The following is a 23,999-nucleotide window of genomic DNA, read 5'->3' on the forward strand; positions in this document are numbered from 1 at the left end:
CTCTAGTATTTGGTAACATTAACCTCCAAAATACTAAAATAAACCATTTGGAGTAATACCCAACCATTTAAAATAAGTCATAGCCATTAGTATAGACATAACCCAAGCTATTATCTGCATTGTAAAACCAAATTTAAATCCATCGGACATACTATAATGATTTGTAGAGTATGATAATAACGCTGGTTTACTATTAAATGGTAATGTATACACATGTTCTATTAACATTGCTACCGGAAATGCCAAACTCATAATTGAAAAATTAAAACGTGTTGCAATACCTATAGCTATTGGAATAAAAATCATTGCTCGCATAGTTTTAGACTGCATAAATAAGGCACTAAAAATCATTGCAGCAGTAAGCACAACATATAAAACCCAAAACGGAGTTTCTGCTCCAAAACCTAAAGCATCAAACGATGCATTTACAGAAATTGAAGGAAGATCTGTAACTTTAAAGCCTGCTCCTAAAGTATAAGCACCGGCAGAGAACAATAATAAATGCCAAGGAATATCTACATCATTCCATTTTACTATACCAATTTTTGGCATTAAAGCAATAATTGCACCAACAAAAGCTACAGCAGTTGGACTAACACCATGCCATTTATCTGTAACCCATAAGGCAAGTATACTTACAAAAATTACAATTGATTTAATTTCTGTAAACGAAATTTTACCAAGATCTTTTAAATCCTTTTTAAGGCTTTCCATACCTCCAGGAATACTTGGTTTACTTTCTTCTTTTTTTATTGGAAAAATAATTTTAATACCAATTATCCATCCAATTAACATTAAAGCCATTGCTACAGGAAATGATGCCACCATCCATTCAGAGAAAAATATATCACTTCCAACGGCACCAGCTATTAACGATGCTGCTAACAAATTAGCTCCAGAACCCGTTAAAAATGAACTTGCTCCCATATTATTTTGAAATAAATTTTGAAGTAAAACATTACGCCCTACATTATTTTTTTTACCGTTTGAAGCTCCATAAATTGCAGCAACTACCATAAATACTGGTAATAAAATAGCTGTTTTTGCAGTAGTTGCTGAAATAAATAAAGACAATACAACATTAATAACCATAAAACTTAAAATAACAGACGAAGCACTTTTTCCAAATTTAATTATAAACCAAAGTGCAAATCTTTTAGCTACTCCGGTTGCTACTAACATACTGGCTAAAACAAACGACATAATGTTTAACCACATTACTTTATGACCTAATTGTGCATAGGCCACTTGTTCTGGCAATACTTGTGTTAACACCAAAGCTATTATCAAAATTAACGAGGTTAAATAATTTGGAATTGCTTCTGTAATCCATAAAATTAAGGAAGAAACAAAAATTGCTAGCATTGCTTTATTAGAAAAAATAAATTTTTCTAACCCAATGTTTTCTAGATTATTATGTGCACTTTCACTTAAATTTGAGACATCTAAATTATCTAAGAATGGTATTTTTAAAACAAATAAAATAAGTACAAAAGAAATAATTGCCAATGGCCCACCAATTCGCATTAAAAATTGTTCAAATTTAGATTTTTCCCTTTTGGGAAGTTTCTCCATTCGATAATTTTTCATGTCTAGTACGTCAAACCCGTCTTTTAATATTGCACTCATTTAATTTGTTTTTAAATTATACTTTCAATTAATTTTAAGCTATTTCCAGTTTTTATATGGGTTTTTCATTAACATAGAATTGTAATATTTTACTTGTCCTGTTACCTCTTCTCCTAACCAACTTGGTTTAACAAAGTCTTCATCTTCTGAAGAAAGTTCTACCTCAGCAACTGTTAAGCCTTCATTTTCTCCATAAAACTCATCAACTTCAAAAGTATGTTCACCAGAGGTTACATTAAAACGTGTTTTATCTATTACACCTGGTTCACTTATTTTTAATAAATCGGTAGCATCTTTTACCGAAATTTCTTTTTCCCATTCAAAACGAGAAGCTCCAGATTTATTTCCTATACCTTTAACTGTAATATATCCTCTGTCGCCTTTAATTCTAATACGAACCGTACGCTCTGGAACGGTTGATAAAAATCCTTGAACTATTTTAGTTTGATTAAAAGATTCTTGTTTATAATCATCGTTTTTTACTAAAAACTTTCTTTCTATTTCTTGTGCCATTTTGTTATCTATTTATTCTTGTTTAACTGTTTAATTGTAAAGCGCTACACTTAATTTTCACCACTTTTATTTTCAAATTTTGAGCCTTACAATTTTTAACTCATTTAATTTGCAAGCGGCTTATCAATCCAACCAATTACACGTTTTATGGCTTGTAAATAATTAATGTTTTCGGCACCTTCTAATTTACAATCCACAATGGTTTTTTTAATATCGTCTAACTCTGTAGATTCAGAATTTATAGTCACAATTTTGGCTCCATTAACCAATACATTTCCTACTTCACACAAGGTATTATTTACCATATACCCAAAGCGTTGTTTGTGCACACGTACTCCTTGTAAATCTGGATTTTCAGCAATCATTTCTAAAAATTCTTCTAATGTATATGTATCTTTTGTAAGTTCAGGCATTGCTATCTGAAATGCAGGAAAAACGTCGTTTTCTAATACTTGTTTAGATATTGGAAATTCACCTTTCATTAAAGGATTCCATTGCTCTAAACCATCTACGGTTTGCACATAGGTTTTAATATCCATTTTACCATCGCGTATTTTTGTATTATTAATATCGTTGGTTTTAGATAGAATATATATTTCTTCTGAAGTTCTTTCCCAAACTTTTTCTGGAATTGGTACTGATAAACGTGCCATATACTTTGCTTGTAAGTCAAAGTTTTGACCAAACGTTCTAAACTCGAAACGAGGTTTTGAAATTTCACCTATTTTCATTGCTGGTTTTGTCATAATTATATTTATTAATTTTTGTCGGAATTTATTTTATTGGTTTTTTAAACTTGTAGAGTTTCGAATTTGAATCACTTACTATATAGATAAAATCTTTAGTAACCACTATACCTTCGGCATTACTTACATTTATAGCATAACTTTCTATCAATGCTCCTTGTAAACTACATTTATTAACCGTTTTACTTTGATCGCTAACGATCCATAATACATTTAAATCTTTATCATGAAAAATACCTGAATAATCTGATGCAAAATCTAAATTGTACGATTCTATAATTGAAAAATCGCTTCTTAATCGCATTAATAATCCTGGTTCTTTTTCATTAATAACAAATAAAGTGTTATCGTTTAAGTTATAAGCAATTCCTTCTAAACCACTGTTAGAATCGTTATTACTATAGATAACTTTATTTTTTTTATAAGTTTTGGCAGTTAAATCATATTCAACAACTTCTTTGGTTCTTTCTTCTACTAATACTACTTTATTATTAGAAATTACTGAAATACCTTCAACATCATTTCCATCATATTTATATTTTTTCAGTACTTCTCCAGTGGTAGATAATTCATAAATATTATTGGTATCATCACTAACAGTATACAAGGTTGAACCGGAAGCGTTAATTGCTAAACCTGAAGCTTCTACAACAGCAATTTTATCACTTGAAATTAACTCGAGTTTACCGTTGTTATTTTCTACAACATTGCCCTTATCACAAGCTAAAAAAGAGGTCATAAAAACTATGGTAAAACTTAATATTTTACTTAAATGTATCATTTTAAAAGTACTAGCTTGTGCAAAAACACAAGCTAGTTTTTTAGTTGTTATTGAACTGTGTAAACATTCCACAATGTTGGATCGTCTTTAAAATCATCAGATTCGTCAGTATCTCCTCCACCTGGAGTGTTATCTAAAGACATTGCACCTGTATTTGAATAATAATATTCTGCTGTATCTGTAGAAATACGCACATAGAATGACACTTTAGCTCCTGTTTCACTTAAAGATAATTCATCTCCATCTGTAACAACATCTTTTAAATTAATAGTTACACCGGTTTGTGTAAATGTATCATCATCTTCACCAGATACTTTATTAGCTTTTACATATTCTGGTTCATCACCAACAGCAAAATAAACTCTAGCTTCTGTAATTTCTTCTGAACTTGCATATTCTAAAACAAGATTAATATCAGACCCTGGAATTGGGTTTGTTGGAAATGTTAAACTTGTTAATGGCCCGTCTGTTGAAGTAATAGTTGTCTCTACAACTTCATCATAATTTACAGCTTCAACTGTATAAGTAGGCCAAGTTGTACCTAAATCGTGATTAAAATCGCCACCATCTTCCAGTGGGTAATACGTTTTTGTTCCATCAACATATTCAACTCTAATATAATAATGAACTTCACCTTCTATATTAAGAGCAGGAACTACAGCTTCCCAAGTATCACCATTTTGAGTCATTTCAATTTTAGTTTTATCATCAAAACCATTGTCTTCATCTTGTTGTTCGCCTGGGAATAAGTAATACAATCTTAATTCATCAACTTGTTCTGGATACAATGGTGTAGCAGTAAACGTAACATTACCTCTATTACCATCTATTTCGCCCTCAAAACTTAACTCACTAAGACCTCCAACAACTGAAAACTCTGCAGGTTCGTTAGTTCCGTTACTTGGGTAATACGATTTTAATCCTGTATTATCTGTTGCAACTACATAATATTTAACAACTTCTCCAACATTTGCTTTAGGTACAGAAGTTTTGTATTCACCATCTACCAATGCCATATCTAGAGATTGTACGCTTTCACCAATAATAAGCACTAATTTTACTGAAGAAATACCATCGGCATCTGAAACACTTACAGCATAAACATCGGTAAATTCAGTAATAGAACTAGCATCTAAAAACGGTGCTGTATTTGCCACAGAACCATTTGAAGAATTTGGAGTTGGAGAACTAATTTTCCATTGGCCAGCACCATCAATTTCTCTTGCCCAAGTTAGCCCAACATTACTACTCATATCTGGTGTAACCGTATGATCTACAATTGTTCCATTAGGCTCAAATAAACCAACATCTTCTCCTCCAGAACTAATAGACTCTCCAGATTCGTTTGCATCAACAAAGTAAAAACCACCTGCTGGTATAATTGTTCCTGAAGGTATTTCATAACCACCTACTGTTGCTTTATCATTTAAAAAGTAACCAGAGATATCCATATCGGTTGTACCGCTATTGTAAACTTCAATCCAGTCTGGGTTATCTCCAACATCCTTAGACATAATTTCATTTAGTTTCAGCACACTACCTTCTACAATAGGCTCATCTTTTGTCATTATTTCATCCTCTACACAACTAAAAGTAGTAGATAACATAATAATTGTTAGAACTATATATTTTAAATTTTTCATTGTTTTATTTTTTAGATATAATTATTAAAAATTAACTTCAAGTCTTAAAGAAACCTGACCATAATCGTCTCCTGCATCACCTTCTGCTTCTGTTACTAAAGACCAATCTTTAGTTGGATTTCCAGAAGCATCATGTCCTACATACAATTTACCTTTTCCATTTGCAAAACGGTCATGGTTATGATACACATAATTTAGAGCAACTTTTACATTAGGATTAACATAGTAATTTAAACCTGCTGAATATCCTTCAGCTGATCCTCCATAAATTGAAGCATCAAAATCGTTTAAATCAATAAAATCGTAACGTAAAGCTAATTCAATATCTCCTTTATCAGAACCGGGTGTAATTCTTGTAAATTCACCTTCTTTAGTATTGTAATTATGTTTACCACCTAATAATAAATAGGCTGCTTGTGCATAATAACCTTTAAAAGAAGCATCAATACCATCAATCATATTAACATTATGTTCTTTATATTCTCCTTGAAACATAACCCCTTTATATTTTCCTGCTAATTCAAACGTATAACCAAAAACATTATCTACTCCTGAAATATCATCAGTATCTAAGAATTTTTTTCTATTTACTACTGAATGAGAACGTGTACTAAGTCTATAAGCACCGCCTTCCCAATATGTTTTTGGAGTTCTATGTGTAGCGGCAACACCTAAATGTAGTAACTTTTCATTGTCATTAATAGGTGCCCAAACAGCTCTACCTGTCAATGAATATCCTTCATCTACACCATCATCTTTATTGGCATCTTTTGTTATAGTAACTTCTTCAGCATCACCAACTGTATTAAAGTGAACACCTGCAACAAATAAAAACTTATTTGCATAAATATTTGTTTGAAAACCTAAATGACGAGAAGGGTCGAATGTTGAAGCTAAAGAACGCTCCATAAATAATAGATATCTAGAAGTTGTAGTAGTTTCCATACCATAACCTTCTTTAAAATGCCCTGCTTTAATATCCCATTTTTTAGAATCTGCAGTATATTTAAGATAAGCATCTTTAATCTCTGTTCCAGAACTTTCAAAATCCAAATCTATTTCACCATACCAGTTTTTCCAAAACTCAGCTTTTAAAGCAAAACGCATTCTACGAATTGTAATACCATTACCTAGCTCATTTAACGCATCATTAGAAAATATATACGCATCTAATTGAGCTCTGTTATCCATCCACATTTTATAATTACCATCTTCTGAAAACCACTTGATAAAACCATCTTGTGCCTCAGTATGTAGAGGAATTGCCTCTACTTCTTGTCCGTATTGGTTAATACGAATATTATCCTTTTTTTCTTGGGCATTTAACCCTATTCCAAATAGAATTAATGCTACAACTAATGTACTAACTTTACTTTTCATTATTTTATGGTTTAGTTTAAATTCATATTATATTTATAGTTTACTGATTATTTCCGATAAATTATTTTCGCGTTTTAAATGCATTTTCTTTCGTAGTCTATGCCTATTAACCTCAACACTTTTTGTTGAAATATTTAAAATTGAAGCCATATCTTTTGAACTTAAATTTAAGCGTACTAAAGCACACAAATGCTGTTCGTTTTCGGTTAAATTTGGATACCTATTTAACAATCTGAAATAAAAATCTCTATTTAATTCGTTGATATAAATATTAAAACGCTGACGATCTTTATCAATACTTAAATTTTCAACAATTAATTTTTTTAAGTTTGAAAGCTCTTCTTGATTGGTATCAGATTTATTAATTATTGCATCAATTTTAGTTCGTAACTTTTCTAAAAAACGATTCTTTTGAATAATACTTAAAGCAATATTCATTTGCTCTTTTCTTTTAAATTCAATTTCTTTTTCAAGCTCTGCATTTTCCGAATTAACTTTGGTTAATTCTGTCTTTAAAAAGGCCTCTTGGGCTTTATACTTTCTAACAATATCTGTAGACTCCTCGTCTTTAGAATGTAATTTATCGTTTGTTAATTTTAATACTAAAACAATTATTACAACTATTAGTATTACAATTATGCCATATAACAAAGGTTGAAATAAGTTAATATTTAAAGTAGTTTCCGATAAAGTTGGTAAATTATTAAGATTGGTAGTTACAGATGTTAAAGCTGTATTTGTTTCATTAAACACTTCTAGTTTAAATACATTATCCATAAAAAACAACGACATAAAAGAAACAAAACCAGCAATTATTGGTGTAGTAACCCAACCTAATGAAATTCTACCCAATATATTAAATTTAATACCTCTACCACCTTTTAATAAACCAACCCCCATAATTGCACCAACAATGGCCTGCGAACTTGAAACCGGCACCAATGGTATTGCTGGTAAGCCAATACTTTGTATCGCATTTGATAAAGAAGAGGATGAAAAAATAAACAATACCATAGCATGTGCTAATACTATAACCAAAGCAGCTTCTGCAGATAATTTCATTAATTCGTTACCCACAGTCATCATAACTTTTTTTGAATAAGTTGCTATACCTACGGCAATAGAAATACCACCCACTAAAAATAATAATTGAACACCATCTAAGGCAAAAAATCCAAAGTCTAAATAAAGATCAGGTACAGAAGGTATAAATACACCTACAACATTTGCTACATTATTTGCTCCCAAACTATAAGCACCAAAAGCACCTATTATTAAAAGTGCATATTTTAAATAAGCATCTAATTTTATGAGATGAATTTGACTTCTTTCAAGAAAGAATTTCAACAATAAATACAATAAAATTGCAAAAATAGCTCCCAAAATTGGCCCTGCTACCCAAGTACTAACAATTCTACCTAAAACAGTAATATCTGTTGTATTCCCAGAATAAAAATTCCAACCAATAATTGCACCAATAATTGCTTGTGACGTAGATACAGGTAATTTTAAACGAGTCATCCAAAAAACTGTAACACCTGCACAAAGAGCAACAGTAAAAGCACCACCTATAGCATTTACAGATCCTAATTTACCAAGTGTATCCGATGCACCAGCTCCCTGTAATACAGCCCCTAAAATAACGAAAATAGAAGCAATAATAACAGCTACACTAAATTTCACCATTTTAGATCCTACTGCAGATCCAAATATATTAGCTGCATCGTTGGCTCCTAAAGACCAACCTAAAAATAAACCACTTGATAAAAAGAATAAAAACATAGGATGTTGTTTTATTACATTTTTATTTTTATAACTAACGAAGAAAGCAGTTTAGCAACTACTTTTGATGCTTCGGCAACCTGCTCTACATGTAATGTAAAATAACGTAAATGTATTTTTTCACTTAACTTTAAAAAAGGCATGTCTTTAAACAATGTTCTTTTTATTTTGGTTGCTAATTTTTCAGTTTCACGTTCGTAAAAAATTACTTTTTGTAACTTATCTTTTACTAAATTAGGTGCCGTAAAAAAAACTCTTGCTGCTGGTATTACATTTTCAGCAGACTTTACAGATAAAGAAACCAACCTTGAGAAATCATTTTTTATATCTTCTGGAAAATATGGATCTTCTACATCAAACTGACTTAAATTATCTTTTATCTTATCTATAATATCATCCGTTTTTTCTAATAAACTTAAAATATCACTCGAATAATTAGGCATTAAAGAATGTACATAAAAATCATTTTCAATCTTTCTAATTATTGCATCAGCAGATTCTTCCTGTTTATTAACTTTATCTAAATTGTTTTCAAACTCAGAAAGATTCCCTTCTAAATAATTATTGATACCTTCTTTAAAGTTTAATATCCCTAACTCAACAGTATCAAAATATTCATCAATATTTAGAATAACATTTTTTGAAGTTTTAAATATTCTAATCATAATTCAAAATCTTTACATCAAAGTTAAATATACATTCAAGTATTAAAAGTGACATATGTCACTTATTAGAGTTCACTTTAAAAAATGTAGGTTATTTAAAATTATATACTACTAAAAATAAACAAATTAAAACACGTGTGTAGTGTTTATAATAAATTATAATAGCCTTATGTAGTGTTTTTTTATGGTTTTATTATTTTTTATATATGAAAATATCCTACAGATTTAAGATCAAAATTAAAAGAAATAACTCCCAAAAAAACCCTAACAGACAATGATTACATAAAATTAACACTTTAAAAAAAGAAGTTCTTAACCACATTTTACAGTTTAATAATAAAAATAAACTAAAAAATTGATACTAAGAAACTTAAGAGATATTTTTAAGTTTGAAGTTTAAATAGCAGTTTTAAAAATATTTTGCATTTCATTATTAACAATATGTTAAGCTACCATCATCTTTAATCTACTTAGCCTCTACTTAATAAACTTGGCACACTTTTAGTATAAAAGATAATTAAAGTTTTAAAAACCAAATTATGAATACAAAAAACATAATATTCTCATTAATCACACTAGTAATAATAAGTTGCAACACAACAAAAAAAGCAAACACAGAAATAAAAGCTAGCTCAGACATAAAACAAGAAATTACAAATAACAATCCGATTACCGAAAAATATTGGAAATTAAAAACTTTATCTGGAAAGGATATTAAAATGGATGAAAAACAAGAAAGAGAAATCTATTTTACTTTAAAGCCTGATGAAAATAGAGTTGTTGGATTTGCTGGATGCAATAACTTTAGTGGAACTTTTACAATAGAAGAAGGAAATCGCATTCGTTTTAAACAAATATTTTCAACACTAAAAGCTTGTCCAGACCTAAACATCAACGAATCTGAATTTTTAAAAATATTTAATCTTGTAGATAACTACACCATAAATGGAGACACCTTAAATTTAAATATTGGAAAGCGTGCACCTTTAGCCATTTTTGAAGCTGTCTATTTTTAATAAACACAACACACTTTAAATCACCCTCCAAAAAGTTGAATAATTTGATTTTTAGTAAAAAAAGCACTTCTACCAAAAGTATTACTATTTAAATTATTTTGATATACATAAAGCATGTATTCTCCATTTAATTTTTTAAAATTAAATTTTACAATAGTATCTTTATTTGTCTGTACAATTATTTGATGTCCTTTATTTCTATTAAAACCATTTATTAGTATAGAATAAATAGTTTCTTTATTAGGAAAGTTAAATGATTTTTCTTGTGTAGCAGTTACAGACTTTACATCTGAATAAACCAACGAAAACAGATTGTCAATTTTTAGAAGTTTTACAAAATGAGTACCAACTTTCACATTCCCAATCTCTTGACAAAATGTTACTGAATAAAACAATAGAAAAGGAATTAAAAATTTTAATCTCATAAAGTATATTTCATTAAAAAGCACAAAAAAACCTGCAGAATCTGCAGGTTTAATTTTGCTCCCCCTCTTGGGCTCGAACCAAGGACCCTCTGATTAACAGTCAGATGCTCTAACCAACTGAGCTAAGGAGGAATGCAATTTGCTTTTGCGAGTGCAAATATACAAGCTTTTCTTATTTTTGCAATGTTTTTTTAAAAAAATTTCACTTTTTTTTTACTTATTTTTTTTCACATTTATAAATACTTGTAAATTAGAATTTTGTAGAATCAAAAAAATGTATTTTTTTAGAACATTTTTGTTATTTATAATAAAAAAAGTTATTAAAAATACACTTTTGTAACCTAATTACTTTTTTTTTGTCATTTATACAATAATTCATAAAATACCCTAATTAAAATGGTAGTTTTAGTAAAAGTTGTATTTTTGTCAAGATAAATAAAACAATAGACTACTAACATAAAACATGGATAAATTTTCATTTTTAAATGCTGTACATACAGAATTTATAGCCGATCTATACGATCAGTATCTAATTAACCCTGACAGTGTAGAAACAAGTTGGAGAAGTTTTTTTCAAGGATATGATTTTGCAAATGAGAACTACTCATTAACAGATGCTGAAGTTCAAATTCCTGAAAACGTATTTAAAGAATTTAAAGTAATTGATTTAATTAACGGTTACAGAACTCGAGGACACTTTTTCACTAAAACAAATCCGGTTCGTGCACGCAGGCAGTATACACCTACATTAGAAATCGAAAATTTCGGTCTTTCCGAAAACGATTTAGATACAGTTTTTGATGCCGGTGGAATGATTGGGTCTGGTAAAAATACCCTTAGAAATATCATAAAACACCTTCAAAACATTTATTGTGATTCTATTGGTGTAGAATATATGTATATTCGAAATCCAAAAGAAATAAAATGGCTTCAAAAACAATTAAACAGAAATTCTAACCACCCAAATTATTCGGTTGAATCTAAAAAATACATTCTACAAAAATTAAATCAAGCTGTAACTTTTGAAAACTTCTTACAAACAAAATATGTTGGTCAAAAACGTTTTTCTTTAGAAGGTGGCGAAACTTTAATACCAGCATTAGGATCTGTTATTAGAAATGCTGCAGAAATTTATGATGTAGACGAGTTTGTTTTAGGTATGGCACATAGAGGACGTTTAAATACGCTTGCCAATATTTTTAGAAAACCAATACGCGATATTTTTAGCGAATTTGAAGGAAAAGATTTTGAAGACGAAACCATAGATGGTGATGTTAAATACCATTTAGGTTTAACAATTAATAAAACCTTAAAAAACAATAAGGAACTAAAAATGAACTTAGTTCCAAACCCTTCGCATTTAGAAACTGTTGGACCAATAGTAGAAGGTATTACACGCGCAAAAATTGATAAAACTTATGATGGAAATAATTCCAAAATATTACCAATTATTGTTCACGGAGATGCTGCAATTGCAGGACAAGGGTTAGTGTATGAAGTAACACAAATGAGCAAACTACCTGGATATACAACAGGTGGTACAATACATATAGTTATAAACAATCAAATTGGTTTTACCACCAATTATTTAGATGGTAGATCTAGTACCTATTGTACAGATATAGCAAAAGTAACGCTATCGCCTGTTTTACACGTAAATGCAGACGATGTTGAAGCCGTTGTTCATGCAGTAGAAATGGCCTTAGATTTTAGAATGAAATTTAAACGCGACATTTTTATTGATTTATTAGGTTATAGAAAATACGGTCATAATGAAGGCGACGAACCTAGATTTACACAACCAAAACTATACAAAGCAATTGCCAAACATAAAAACCCTAGAGATATTTATGCCGAAAAATTAATTTCAGAAGGTACTATTGACTCTAGTTATTTAAACAATACAATAGCAGAATTTAAAAATCTATTAGAAGAAGAATACCAACTTTCTAAACAAACTGAAACTTCTAAAGTTAGTGAGTTTATGAAAGATACTTGGAAAGATTTTAAGAGACATAGATTAGACGCTATGTTAATTTCTGAAACTACAGATTATCCAAAATCAAAATTAGAAACAATTTCAAATGCAGTATCTACTGTTCCAGAAGGCGTAAAATTTTTAAGAAAAGCAGAACGTATTCTTAGAGATAGAAATAGAATGGTTTTTGAAACCAATAAAATTGATTGGGGTATGGCTGAAACTTTAGCCTACGGAAGTTTACTTCAAGAAGGTTTTGACGTTCGTATTTCTGGTCAAGATGTTGAACGTGGAACTTTTAGCCACAGACACGCAATTTTACGCGATGAAATTTCTGAAGAAAGAATAAACCTATTAAATACAGTTGAAGGCAACAAAGGACAAATGTATATTTACAACTCTTTGTTATCTGAATACGGAGTTTTAGGGTTTGATTATGGTTATGCAATGGCAAATCCAAATACATTAACTATTTGGGAAGCTCAATTTGGAGATTTTAGTAACGGAGCACAAATTATTTTCGACCAGTACCTATCTGCTGCAGAAGATAAATGGAAACTTCAAAATGGTATTGTAGTTTTATTACCACACGGTTACGAAGGACAAGGTTCTGAACATTCATCGGCACGTATGGAACGTTATTTACAATTGTGCGCTATAGATAATATGATAGTTACAAATTGTACAACACCTGCAAACTTTTACCACTTATTACGCCGTCAAATGATTCGTAAGTACAGAAAACCACTTATTGTATTTACACCAAAAAGTTTATTACGCCATCCATTAGTTACTTCAACTTTAGATGAATTTTCAAAAGGAAGTTTTCAAGAAGTTATAGATGACACTATAGACCCAAACAATGTAACTAAATTAGTATTTTGTACAGGTAAATTTTATTACGATTTATTAGCAGAAAGAACAAATTTAGAGAGAAACGATATTGCTCTTGTAAGAATTGAGCAACTTTTCCCACTTCATTTAGATAAATTACAACAAATTATAGATAAATATCCAAACGTAAAAAATTATGTTTGGGCACAAGAAGAACCAGAAAATATGGGTGCTTGGAGTTATATGTTACAACGTTTTAGATTGGTACATTTAGAAGTTGCTTCACAACCTTTTTATGCAGTTCCTGCAGCAGGATCTTCTGCTCGTTTTAAAAGAAGACATCAAAGAATAATAGATAAAATATTTCAAACTAACGAATAAAAAAATCGTCATAAAAGATTAAAAAAAGAACAACATGGTTTTAGAAATGAAAGTTCCCTCTCCGGGAGAATCAATTACAGAAGTAGAAATAGCAACTTGGCTTGTAGAAGATGGTGATTATGTTGAAAAAGATCAACCAATTGCTGAAGTAGACTCTGACAAAGCAACTTTAGAATTACCTGCTGAAGAAAGCGGAATTATAACATTAAAAGCAGAAGAAGGTGATGCCGTAGAAGTTGGAGCAGTAGTTTGCTTAATAGATATGGATGCTAAAAAACCAGAAGGAACAGCTAAAGAAACAACTAAAGTTGTTGAAGCTGAAACCCCAAAAGTTGAAGCGCAACCAAAAGAAGAAAAAACAACTTACGCAAGTGGTGCAGCTTCACCAGCAGCTAAAAAAATATTGGCTGAAAAAGGAATTTCTGCATCAACAGTAAAAGGAACTGGAAAAGATGGTAGAATTACAAAAGATGATGCCGTAAAAGCTGTTCCAAGTATGGGAACCCCTACCGGAGGCGCACGTGGTTCAGAAAAAAGCAAACTTTCTATGTTACGTAGAAAAGTTGCACAACGTTTAGTTGCAGTTAAAAATGAAACTGCAATGCTTACTACTTTTAACGAGGTAGATATGAAACCCATTTTTGATTTACGTAAAGAATTTAAAGAAGATTTTAAAGCTAAACACGGTGTAAGTTTAGGATTTATGAGCTTCTTTACATTAGCAGTTGTAAGAGCTCTTAAAATATACCCAGACGTAAACTCAATGTTAGATGGAGATTATAAAATTTCACACGATTTTCAAGATATTTCAATTGCAGTTTCTGGACCAAAAGGTTTAATGGTACCAGTAATTAGAAATGCTGAAAATTTAAGTTTTAGAGGTGTAGAAAGTGAAGTAAAACGTTTAGCAATTAGAGCTAGAGATGGACAAATTACTGTAGATGAAATGACTGGAGGAACATTTACCATAACAAATGGAGGTGTTTTTGGCTCTATGTTATCTACACCAATTATTAACCCACCTCAAAGTGGTATTTTAGGAATGCATAATATAGTAGAACGCCCTGTTGCTATAAATGGCGAAGTAGTTATTAGACCAATTATGTATGTTGCCCTTTCTTACGATCATAGAATTATTGATGGAAAAGAATCTGTTGGATTTTTAGTTGCTGTTAAAGAAGCTTTAGAAAACCCAATAGAACTTTTAATGGATAACAATCCTAAAAAAGCATTGGAATTATAAAAAATAATACCTTTAAATTGAAAGTCGAACAGTCGTTCGGCTTTTTTTTATGACAAATGTCATTCTTATTTAAAATTGTTCTAAATAAGCTTGTTTCTTATTTAGAATGGTTCTAGTTTTGTGTCTCAAACTAAGATATAGAATGAAATTCTTTAGAAATAAATTTATTTTAAAGTTCTTAAGCTTACTAAGTATAAGCATTCTATTATTGAATATTGCTAACAAAAGTGTTTATTTACATTCGCATAAACTAGCTAATGGAGAAATAGTAACGCACGCTCATCCTTTTAATCAACAACAAGACCATGACCCTTTAAAATCTCATAAACACTCAAGCCTAGAGTATTTACTATTAAGTGCAATAGACATATTTAACTTAACTATTATTGCATTTACTGTAGTTATATTAAAATTAGTAATTACTAATAAATTTTATTATCCAAAAAAATTCATTAGACAGCTTTATTTTCATTATAAACAAAACAAATCCCCCCCTTTTTTAAATAGTATTTAGGGAAAAAAAATCAAATCAACTATTTAAAATATATAATGAAGAAAATTATTATTATTCTAATAAACATAGTGTTTATTGGGCAAACTATATTTGCACAAGACAGCAATAAAAGTGCAAGTATAACAGGAAAAACGACAAGTAATGGAGCCGAAATCCCGTATGTATCTATCTTTTTAAAAGGTACAACTATTGGAACCACTACAAACGAAAATGCAGAGTTCAACATCATAAATTTAAAACCTGGCTTTTACACAATACAAATACAGTCTATTGGTTTTAAACCATTTGAACAAAATATAGAGCTAGAAAATAACGAAAACAAACATATTAACATTGAATTAGAACCAGACGTTTTAGGTTTAGAAGAAGTTGTTGTAACAGGAAATAGAAGTAGAATTATGCGTAAAAAAGCTTCTACTATTGTAAATGTTATTAATGCTGAAATTTTTCAATCTACACAGTCTGCAACATTAAGTGAAGGACTTAATTTTTGTTCTGGTTTAAGAATGGAAAATGATTGTCAGAACTGTGGATTTAGTCAAGTTAGAATGAATGGTTTAGAAGGACCTTATTCACAAATATTAATAAACAGTCGCCCAATTTTTAGTGGATTAGCAGGAGTTTATGGATTAGAATTAATCCCTTCAAATATGATTGAAAAAGTAGAAATTATTCGTGGTGGTGGTTCTGCTTTGTACGGAAGTAATGCCATTGCAGGAACCATAAATTTATTATTAAAAGATCCTACACAAGATGCATACGAAATAGGAATAACAGACTCTTTTATAGGTGTTGGTGGAAACGGAGATAACACCGCAACAGATTATACATTAAACTTTAATGCTACAGTTGTTGGTGAAGATGATAAAAATGGAGTTTCAATTTATGGTTTCCACAGAAATAGAAAACCTTATGACGATAATAATGATTCATTTTCTGAAATTGCATCATTAAATAACACTACTTTAGGCTCTAGAATGTTTCAAAAATTGGGTACAAGAGCTAAAGTTTCTTTAGATTTCTTTCATATTAACGAAAAAAGAAGAGGAGGAAATAAATTTGATTTACCAAATCACGAAGCAGATATTTCAGAAGCTGTTGAACATCATTTAACCACAGCAGCAGTAACTTTTGAACAATATTATAGAGAAAATGATTTGCTTTCTATTTTTGCTTCAAGTCAAAAAATTAATCGTGATTCTTATTACGGAGCTGAACAATCTCTTTCAGATTACGGAAACACAAAAGACTTTACTTTTAATACAGGAGTTCAATACAATGCTAAATTTAAAAACTCTGAATTAGTTTCAGGAATTGAAAATACATACTCAGCCCTAAAAGATAAAAAATTAGGATATGTTGAGTATAGCATTTCTAATTTAGGAGATTTAGTTGAAACCCATTATAATAATACGATTGTTTCAGACCAAAAAATGAACACCTTAGGTCTTTTCTCTCAATATGATATTAGATTGAACAAATTCAAACTATCTTTAGGAGCAAGATTCGACACTTATAAGGTGGAAGACAAAGAAAAACAAGCTGATGATAAAACAGGTAATGTATTTAGTCCAAGAGTAAATCTATTATATGATATTCAACCAAACTTTCAAGCACGTTTAAGCTATTCTGCAGGTTATAGAGCTCCTCAAATTTTTGATGAAGATTTACATATTGAAACTTCAGGTTCAAGAAAAGTAATTCACGAAAACGCTTCTGATTTAGAACAAGAAACAAGCGATAGTTTTATGCTATCTTTTGATTACAGTAAAATATTTGAAAACAACAGTAACCTTGGAATTTTAATAGAAGGGTTTTACACAAAATTAAACAATCCATTTGTAAATGAATTCTCTGACCCAAGTGCTGATGGAGTAGTAACATATTTAAGAGTAAATGCTGATGAAGGCGCAACTGTAAGTGGTGTAAATTTTGAATTAAACTATGTGCCCAATGCAGATTTAAAATTAAAGGCTGGTTATACTTTTCAAACTAGTGAATACGAGGAAGCTCAAGAATTTAATGAAAAAAGTTTCTTTAGAACTCCAGACAGTTATGGTTTTTTTACTGCTGATTGGGAATTAACTGATACTTGGTGTGTTATTGGAACTGGTACTTTTACTGGAAAAATGTTAGTCCCTTATTTTGGTGCTGATCTTGCCAATCCTGAAGATGGAGAACTTAGAGAATCTGATACTTTTTTTGATGCAGGTTTAAAAATTACAAAAACTATAAAATTAGCTCATAATAATTTAGAAATTTCAGGTGGAATTAAAAATATATTCAATTCTTTTCAAGAAGATTTTGATACAGGAATTGACAGAGATCCTGCTTATATTTATGGCCCAATGACACCTAGAACAATATATTTTGGTTTAAAATTTGGAAATATTTTAAACTAACCTTTTTATACATTTAGATAATAGCCAATCTAACTTTATAATTGAAGAGGCTGTTTAGAAAGTAGAATTTCCGTCAACCTAAACTTGTTTCAGGTTCTCATATTGATTCGTAACAATTATGATGAGATTCTGAAACAAGTTCAGAATGACGAGTTTTAATACTTTTTAAACAGTCTCTTCTAATTCAATATTAATCCATATCAAATCTAACACCTAAAGAAACATTATTTTGCTTAATAACTTGATCTTTAAAAATTGGTGATAAATCGTATTTTGCATACACGGCTACATTTCTAAAAGCCACATAAGAACTTAAGCCATACACCAAATTGCTAGCGTTATAACCTTGTTTTAGTTTATCTTTAACTTTATCTCCATCTACAGAATATTTTAATTTTTGACGAGTTCCAATATTAAATCCGGCATAACCACCAATTCCAAATTTAAATTGATTGTAAGTATCATATCTAAAGTAATTATCTTTTACATTTTTGTTAGACGGTCCAAATTCAAAATGAATAGGCACTACTAAGTTGGTAATAGTTAATTTAGATTTTTTTAAATCATAAGGAAAAACTTCAAGAGAAGTTTCATCTCCATAATCAACAAAATACTTATTATCCGTAGGTTTTAAACCATTAAACTGTAAAGAAAAACCATATTTTAAACGCATAAAATTTGTATTTTTAAACACCCTTGTTTTCCACGCCCAACCAAGTTCAAAAAAACGTGAACCCCCAAACTTGTATGGAGAATCATCTATTTTTTCACCTTCTATAATTGCATTATTAAAACCAACAGCAATAACTAATTCACTATATGTTCTTCTATCATATCTTCTAGGTTTGTTGTTTCCTTTTGTTTTTACACCTATAACTGTTCCGCTATTTCCACCAATACTAAAACCAGCAATGGACGTTTCTCCATCATTATCATAATAGCCATCTTCATTACGTTCTAAAAGCGCTATTTTATTATTTATAATTGCTGTTCTGTTTTCAATGTTTAAAGCTCGTTTTTTTGCTGCTTCTTTTTTTAATAAATCAGCTTTTTCTTCAGTAATTTCACCATTTTTAAAGCGAAGCATAATATTTTCAACTTCACTTTTCAAATAGTCACGTTCTTCAGTGGAAATTTTTTCTTTTAATTCTTTTAATGTATTAATTCTAAAACTGCTACTATTTTCTTGAGCTTGTATAAACTGTGTACTAAAAGCTATTAAAATAAGTACTATGTATTTTGTTATATTTTGCATGGTGTGTTTTTTAATTTAGACATTCAACTTACTAATCATTTCGTTGCGCAATCATTGTTTTTAGATTCTCATAATTCAATCTTAAAGTTTCTAAAAACTTAACTCTAGTAGACCTATCTATATCATCTTCAACGTCTTGAAGTAATTTATAAGCATCTACTATTTTGGTATTTTCTTTATATAATTTTTCAAATTCTATTGCTAATTGAGCTTCTTTTAAAAGCTGATCAATATCGCTATCTGTCACTGTTGTATTGAAGGTATGATTTTTACTTTTTAAGTCTTCAATTTCACTTATTAGTGCTTCAATCTTTTCTTCTTCAACAGTAACTACTACAGCAATTTCTTCTATATTTTGAAGTTTTATTTTCTTGGAATCAACAAGAACTTCATTTTGCTGCATACCAGATTTTATTTTTTTATCTTTTAAAGTATCAACTATTAAACTTTCCGAATTTTCTAGACTATTATTATTTTGTAAAGTATCTAATATTTTTACATTATTATCAACCACAACAGTGCCCGAATCTTCTTCAGTCTCAGAAACAGGGATAGTTACAATGGTAGGCGTAGTATTGTTAACATCATCTTTAAAAAAGATTGAAACCATTAATAATACCCCTACAACACAAACTGCAACTGCTAAAAAGTACCAAGCTTTTACGCCTTTTTTTCGTTCTTTAGAGTTTAAAGAGGCATCTAACTTATTCCAAGAGCTTGCCGTTGGTTTTATAGTTCGTTTTTCAAGCTTATTTTTTATGTCTTCTTCAAATTTATAAGGTTCCATCGCTTGTTTTATTTAGTTTAATAATTTGTTTCTGAAGAATTTTCCGTGCTTTAAACAATTGAGATTTTGAAGTTCCTTCAGAAATATTTAACAAAGTTGCAATTTCATGATGTTTATATCCTTCAATAGCATACATTACAAATACAATTCTATAACCATCTGGAAGTGCATCAATTAAATTTTGAATTTCATCAACATCCATATCAGAATACACAGAATTAATAGTTGTTTGGTTAAATTCAACATCATCGGTTACAAATTCAATTTGCTTTTTTTTCCTCAAAAATGAAATGGACTCTCGTATCATAATCCGTCGTATCCAACCTTCAAAACTACCATTATGCTCAAAGCTATTTAAATTGGTAAATACTTTTAAAAATCCATTTAACATGGCCTCTTCAGCAAACTGAATATCTTTAATATAATACCTACAAACACTTAACATTTTTGGCGCATGCAAGTTATATAGCCTTTGTTGTGCTTCTCTGTTATTTTGAAGTGCTTTTTTTATAAGCTTTTCTTCGTTTTTAAATAATTGAATAATTTTCACAATTTACAATGGCTTTTAACTTGTTTAATTTTATAACATATTAAAGTTTCAATTGGGGTTCTATTTATAAAGACGCAATTTATCTGCTAACAGTTGCCTGAAGTATCTATTTTTTTAAAAAAAATGAAATAAACAACTAAACACATCACAACAAACATCTATATATCAATAAAATAGATGAAAAATATCAGCTAAAAGAAAATTTAAAAATAATATCTTAACTAAAATTAAGTACAACGTAATTTTAATATGAATTTAAAACTTAAAAACAAGCTTTTTTAAGTACACACATTTATTTTTATAATCTATAATTGCTTTTCCTTTTTCTAAAATATCTGCACCAATAATTCCTTCTACAGCTTTCGCATTGTGCTCTGTTAATGCAGTATTTACATGGGTTAAGTCCAATAAAACTAGATTAAAATTAGAATATTCCCATTCTTTAAATTTAATTGTATTATTAGATGAAATTTTAGTTTCCATACCTATTGCTCCTGCGCCAGCGGCTAAAGTTTCAGAATCTTCTACATTTAATTTAAACTGTTCAGCCAAAGTAATATCTAAACACGAATTTGAAGCTCCAGTATCTAGAATAAAACGTCCCTTTACACCATTTAATGTTGCTTTTATTTCAAAGTGATTTGTGTTTAATTTTTTGAGTTTAATTATAACAAACCCCTTTCTTAAAAGAATACTTTTTAGTTTCATGTACTACTTATTTAGCCCAAATCTACTATTTTTAAAAAAGATAAAGCCAACTAAAAGTCCAATTATTATAATAAAAAGCCACCAATAGCTATTATTCTGATTTTTGAGGGTTGTAATTTCACCAAAATAACTAAAACTAGCCCAATAATAAGGCGATTTCTTTATAGCAGAAATAGATGTATCTTTTAAATAATTTAATTTAGAATGGTACAATGCTTTGGATTTACTACCGGTTTTTTTGTAATTTTTATAAAAAGAAGCCATTAAATTTTCGGTAGATTTATCGTTTACTTTCCACAAAGAAACAATTAAATTTTTAACACCAGCATACGAAAAACCTCTTGCCAAACTTAAAACACCTTCTCCTTTACTTAAAGTTCCAATTCCTGTTTCACAGGCACTTAAAACAACCAAATTGTAATTTAAGTTATAACCATAAATTTCTGGTAAATACAATGTTTCATTAAAAAATTCAATAGCTGGTGGCGTATATAAATCTCCTGCTGTTGCGTGTGTAGAAAGGTGTAAAATAGAAAAATCATCCTTTAAAAGGTTAAAACTTTTTTTTGAAGCAGCCTCTCCAATTAAAAAATTTCCATCTATTTCATTTTTAATACTTGTAGCCTCTTGTGCTGTATAGCCTAATTCTGCTAAATTTCTATGATTATTTTTAAATACTGGAAAAAAACCTATCAATTTATTCTTTCTTGTATCAATTACTTTAGAATCGCTCCATAATATAGATGCTGAATAGCTATAACTTATAGTTGTTTTATGAATTAAATAGGGCAATTTTTCAAAATTAGTAATTGATGTTTCTTCTGTTAACAAGGCATCAAAAGGTATAAAAGAAAACAACCCATCGGGTATTATAATAGTATTTGTATACAATTCCGCATCAAACAATTTATTGAATAAACTAAATGCTAATGTAGTATATTCTTGAATATTATTTTGAATTGCAGCTCCTCTAACGTCTGAAAACAAAGCTAAAAACCGAGAAATTTCATCTTTAAATTCTGTTGTTTTTTCTATTCTCTTTATTGAAATTGAATTGTTTTTTGAAATTGAAAAACTATAAATGTAATTTGTTCCTTCAAAAAATTCGATTAACAATTCATCATTAACCAATAGTTCTTCTTGTATGGTTTTTACAGAAACAGTTTTAATTAAATCTGATTTTAAATTTGGATATTTTAATTCAATTTCCTGATTTAATAATTGAATTTGTTGAGCAACATTTACACGTTCTTTAGTTAATTCAGCTAATAAATTTACTGCCGCTTTATCTTTTTTTAATTGTTCTAGCGTAATGCTTTTATTTAATTGTGCTTTTTTAAATGCTAATGCGGTTTCTTTAATAAATAAACTATCATTTTTTATGGTTGATTTGGCTGCCAAAAGTGTTTTATTTTCTAGTAAGATTGATGCTTTTGTTAATTCAGCAAATTCAAATGCTTTTTCAGCCCAACTTATTAAGTTTGTTTGCTCAAATAAAATGTAACATAAGTCGATACATTTTTCACTTCGCACTCTATTTTCTTTCTGTTGTACTAATTTTGCATTCTGACTTAAATATGTATTATTAAGTTCTTTTTCAACTAAAAATGATAACTCATAATTATTTAAAGCAGCTTCAAAATCACCAATTATAGTAAAAATATGTGCTCTACCATCTAAGGCTTGTTTTAATGTGTTTTCAGGATAAAAATAAGTACTTTCCGGATTTTCAATTTCATTTTTGGGAGCATAATTTGGCAACAATGTACTCAACGCTTTTTGATATGTTTCTAATGCTGTTTTATGCTCATTTTGAAGTCTGTAAACTTCAGCAATTTGATTGTAAATTTTTGCAACTTCCCTATCATTATTTCCAAAAGCCAACTTTGAAAATTTTAATGCTTTATTCAGCTCAACTAAAGCATTATTAAATTCATTTTTTAGTATAAAGCAACTTCCTAATGTATTAAAATTTCTAGCTAAAATAGATGCATCTTGTTGTACATTTAATTCATTAGAAACCTTCGTGTACTTTTCAGCTTTATTTAAAGCTTCTAACATTAAGTAATTAATAGCTAAATCAGAATTAATTTTAGCTTTTAAATACTTTGAATTGGCATTTTTTAACCCTAAATTTAAATAATTTATGGCTGTTAAATAAACTCCTTTAGTTCTATAAATAATTGCTAAATTTAAATATCCCGAAGCAATTTGATTGTTATTTTTCTCTGCAATAGCTTGCTCTATTGTAATTTTAAGAATGTCTTCTGCATTGTCAAAATCTCCAAGTCTGGTATAATTATTAGCCAAAGGTTTTAAGCAGTATTCAATTATATTGTAGTGTATCGCATTCTTTTTAAAATGCGCATAACCTTTTTCATAATACTTAATAGACTTGTTTATAAATCCTAATTCTTTTAATTGATAAGCATAATTAATATAAAAATAAAGTTGTGCCACAAGTTCATTATTACTTAATGGATTTCTCCACAAATTAGCATCTAAACTTTCAAAAATATTTAAATTTTTTACTGTAGGATTTTCAGCAAATTTATCTAAATGTACATAAATATACTCGGCGTAATTATCTGCTTCTTTTAATGCCTGAACAGTAGTTTTAAAACTTGTGTTTTGCTGTTGTGCTGAAACTAAAAAACCACAAATAATTAATAAAAAAATTAAGCCTTTTTTTAGCATCAGTTATTTAAAGTTTTGAATTATTCTTTTAATGGCTTTATAAAATATTGTTATTTTTTTGATATAAATA

18 protein-coding genes and 1 tRNA gene are annotated in these 23,999 nt (G+C 29.3%); 4 read left to right on the forward strand and 15 right to left on the reverse strand.

Annotated elements, in window-relative coordinates; genetic code table 11:
* Positions 1-33: 33 nt before the first annotated feature.
* The 8 genes from MKD41_RS09865 to MKD41_RS09900 form a co-directional block, all read right to left on the reverse strand.
* Positions 34-1,629, reverse strand: a complete 1,596-nt coding sequence (locus MKD41_RS09865; RefSeq protein WP_240242127.1) for an SLC13 family permease — start codon at positions 1,627-1,629, stop codon at positions 34-36.
* 39 nt (positions 1,630-1,668) lie between these two features.
* Entirely contained in the window at positions 1,669-2,142 is a 474-nt protein-coding gene (locus MKD41_RS09870) for a CYTH domain-containing protein (RefSeq protein ID WP_240242128.1), read from the reverse strand.
* Positions 2,143-2,246: 104 nt separating this feature from the next.
* The gene (locus MKD41_RS09875) at positions 2,247-2,888 is read right to left on the reverse strand and encodes a hypothetical protein (protein WP_240242129.1); all 642 of its coding nucleotides are present in this window, start codon (positions 2,886-2,888) and stop codon (positions 2,247-2,249) included.
* A 28-nt stretch (positions 2,889-2,916) separates the two neighbouring features.
* Positions 2,917-3,741 (reverse strand): SdiA-regulated domain-containing protein, encoded by an 825-nt coding sequence (locus tag MKD41_RS09880; protein WP_240242130.1) that lies wholly within the window; start codon positions 3,739-3,741, stop codon positions 2,917-2,919.
* Positions 3,717-5,312 carry a lamin tail domain-containing protein gene (locus MKD41_RS09885; protein ID WP_240242131.1) on the reverse strand — a complete coding sequence of 532 codons (1,596 nt, stop codon included), beginning with the start codon at positions 5,310-5,312 and terminating at the stop codon, positions 3,717-3,719. Before MKD41_RS09885 ends, MKD41_RS09880 begins: the two co-directional genes overlap by 25 nt.
* 24 nt (positions 5,313-5,336) lie before the next feature.
* The gene (locus tag MKD41_RS09890) at positions 5,337-6,692 is read right to left on the reverse strand and encodes an OprO/OprP family phosphate-selective porin (RefSeq protein ID WP_240242132.1); all 1,356 of its coding nucleotides are present in this window, start codon (positions 6,690-6,692) and stop codon (positions 5,337-5,339) included.
* Between the two features lie 33 nt (positions 6,693-6,725).
* Complete coding sequence (locus MKD41_RS09895; RefSeq protein ID WP_240242133.1) at positions 6,726-8,474, reverse strand: inorganic phosphate transporter; 1,749 nt, start codon at positions 8,472-8,474, stop codon at positions 6,726-6,728.
* 14 nt (positions 8,475-8,488) lie between these two features.
* Entirely contained in the window at positions 8,489-9,139 is a 651-nt protein-coding gene (locus tag MKD41_RS09900) for a DUF47 domain-containing protein (RefSeq protein WP_240226261.1), read from the reverse strand.
* A 539-nt stretch (positions 9,140-9,678) separates the two neighbouring features.
* Between MKD41_RS09900 and MKD41_RS09905 the strand changes: the two genes are divergently transcribed.
* Entirely contained in the window at positions 9,679-10,155 is a 477-nt protein-coding gene (locus tag MKD41_RS09905; protein ID WP_240242134.1) for an META domain-containing protein, read from the forward strand.
* Positions 10,156-10,175: 20 nt separating this feature from the next.
* On the opposite strand, the gene MKD41_RS09910 is transcribed toward MKD41_RS09905, so the two are convergent.
* Positions 10,176-10,580: a hypothetical protein gene (locus tag MKD41_RS09910; RefSeq protein WP_240242135.1), complete on the reverse strand. Its 405-nt coding sequence runs from the start codon at positions 10,578-10,580 to the stop codon at positions 10,176-10,178.
* A 58-nt stretch (positions 10,581-10,638) separates the two neighbouring features.
* Positions 10,639-10,712: transfer RNA gene (locus MKD41_RS09915), tRNA-Asn, on the reverse strand.
* A 331-nt stretch (positions 10,713-11,043) separates the two neighbouring features.
* Here MKD41_RS09915 and MKD41_RS09920 point away from each other — a divergent pair.
* The 3 genes from MKD41_RS09920 (at position 11,044) to MKD41_RS09930 (ending at position 17,932) form a co-directional block, all read left to right on the forward strand.
* Positions 11,044-13,773 (forward strand): 2-oxoglutarate dehydrogenase E1 component, encoded by a 2,730-nt coding sequence (locus MKD41_RS09920; protein ID WP_240242136.1) that lies wholly within the window; start codon positions 11,044-11,046, stop codon positions 13,771-13,773.
* A 34-nt stretch (positions 13,774-13,807) separates the two neighbouring features.
* Entirely contained in the window at positions 13,808-15,016 is a 1,209-nt protein-coding gene (gene odhB, locus MKD41_RS09925) for a 2-oxoglutarate dehydrogenase complex dihydrolipoyllysine-residue succinyltransferase (protein WP_240242137.1), read from the forward strand.
* A gap of 549 nt (positions 15,017-15,565) precedes the next feature.
* Entirely contained in the window at positions 15,566-17,932 is a 2,367-nt protein-coding gene (locus MKD41_RS09930; protein ID WP_240242138.1) for a TonB-dependent receptor, read from the forward strand.
* Positions 17,933-18,122: 190 nt separating this feature from the next.
* Here the strand turns inward: MKD41_RS09930 and MKD41_RS09935 are convergent, their stop codons facing one another.
* The 5 genes from MKD41_RS09935 to MKD41_RS09955 form a co-directional block, all read right to left on the reverse strand.
* Positions 18,123-19,187: a hypothetical protein gene (locus MKD41_RS09935; RefSeq protein ID WP_240242139.1), complete on the reverse strand. Its 1,065-nt coding sequence runs from the start codon at positions 19,185-19,187 to the stop codon at positions 18,123-18,125.
* A 31-nt stretch (positions 19,188-19,218) separates the two neighbouring features.
* A complete protein-coding gene (locus tag MKD41_RS09940) occupies positions 19,219-19,974 on the reverse strand; it encodes a hypothetical protein (RefSeq protein ID WP_240242140.1) in 756 nt (251 codons plus the stop codon).
* Positions 19,961-20,524, reverse strand: coding sequence for an RNA polymerase sigma factor (locus MKD41_RS09945; protein ID WP_240242141.1), 564 nt, complete (start codon positions 20,522-20,524; stop codon positions 19,961-19,963). The genes MKD41_RS09940 and MKD41_RS09945 overlap by 14 nt, the downstream gene beginning before the upstream one ends.
* A 255-nt stretch (positions 20,525-20,779) precedes the next feature.
* Positions 20,780-21,232, reverse strand: a complete 453-nt coding sequence (locus MKD41_RS09950) for a retropepsin-like aspartic protease (RefSeq protein WP_240242142.1) — start codon at positions 21,230-21,232, stop codon at positions 20,780-20,782.
* A 3-nt stretch (positions 21,233-21,235) separates the two neighbouring features.
* Positions 21,236-23,929: a CHAT domain-containing protein gene (locus MKD41_RS09955; protein WP_240242143.1), complete on the reverse strand. Its 2,694-nt coding sequence runs from the start codon at positions 23,927-23,929 to the stop codon at positions 21,236-21,238.
* Positions 23,930-23,999: the final 70 nt, after the last annotated feature.

The sequence above is a fragment of the Lutibacter sp. A64 genome, assembly GCF_022429565.1.
In the GTDB taxonomy this organism is placed as follows: Bacteria; Bacteroidota; Bacteroidia; order Flavobacteriales; family Flavobacteriaceae; genus Lutibacter.

Bases quoted from the DNA above. Each gene is read 5' to 3' on its own strand.
- MKD41_RS09865 (WP_240242127.1), bottom strand. From the start codon at position 1,629: ATGAGTGCAATATTAAAAGACGGGTTTGACGTACTAGACATGAAAAAT.
- MKD41_RS09870 (WP_240242128.1), bottom strand. From the start codon at position 2,142: ATGGCACAAGAAATAGAAAGAAAGTTTTTAGTAAAAAACGATGATTAT.
- MKD41_RS09875 (WP_240242129.1), bottom strand. From the start codon at position 2,888: ATGACAAAACCAGCAATGAAAATAGGTGAAATTTCAAAACCTCGTTTC.
- MKD41_RS09885 (WP_240242131.1), bottom strand. From the start codon at position 5,312: ATGAAAAATTTAAAATATATAGTTCTAACAATTATTATGTTATCTACT.
- MKD41_RS09890 (WP_240242132.1), bottom strand. From the start codon at position 6,692: ATGAAAAGTAAAGTTAGTACATTAGTTGTAGCATTAATTCTATTTGGA.
- MKD41_RS09895 (WP_240242133.1), bottom strand. From the start codon at position 8,474: ATGTTTTTATTCTTTTTATCAAGTGGTTTATTTTTAGGTTGGTCTTTA.
- MKD41_RS09900 (WP_240226261.1), bottom strand. From the start codon at position 9,139: ATGATTAGAATATTTAAAACTTCAAAAAATGTTATTCTAAATATTGAT.
- MKD41_RS09905 (WP_240242134.1), top strand. From the start codon at position 9,679: ATGAATACAAAAAACATAATATTCTCATTAATCACACTAGTAATAATA.
- MKD41_RS09910 (WP_240242135.1), bottom strand. From the start codon at position 10,580: ATGAGATTAAAATTTTTAATTCCTTTTCTATTGTTTTATTCAGTAACA.
- MKD41_RS09920 (WP_240242136.1), top strand. From the start codon at position 11,044: ATGGATAAATTTTCATTTTTAAATGCTGTACATACAGAATTTATAGCC.
- odhB (WP_240242137.1), top strand. From the start codon at position 13,808: ATGGTTTTAGAAATGAAAGTTCCCTCTCCGGGAGAATCAATTACAGAA.
- MKD41_RS09930 (WP_240242138.1), top strand. From the start codon at position 15,566: ATGAAGAAAATTATTATTATTCTAATAAACATAGTGTTTATTGGGCAA.
- MKD41_RS09935 (WP_240242139.1), bottom strand. From the start codon at position 19,187: ATGCAAAATATAACAAAATACATAGTACTTATTTTAATAGCTTTTAGT.
- MKD41_RS09940 (WP_240242140.1), bottom strand. From the start codon at position 19,974: ATGGAACCTTATAAATTTGAAGAAGACATAAAAAATAAGCTTGAAAAA.
- MKD41_RS09950 (WP_240242142.1), bottom strand. From the start codon at position 21,232: ATGAAACTAAAAAGTATTCTTTTAAGAAAGGGGTTTGTTATAATTAAA.
- MKD41_RS09955 (WP_240242143.1), bottom strand. From the start codon at position 23,929: ATGCTAAAAAAAGGCTTAATTTTTTTATTAATTATTTGTGGTTTTTTA.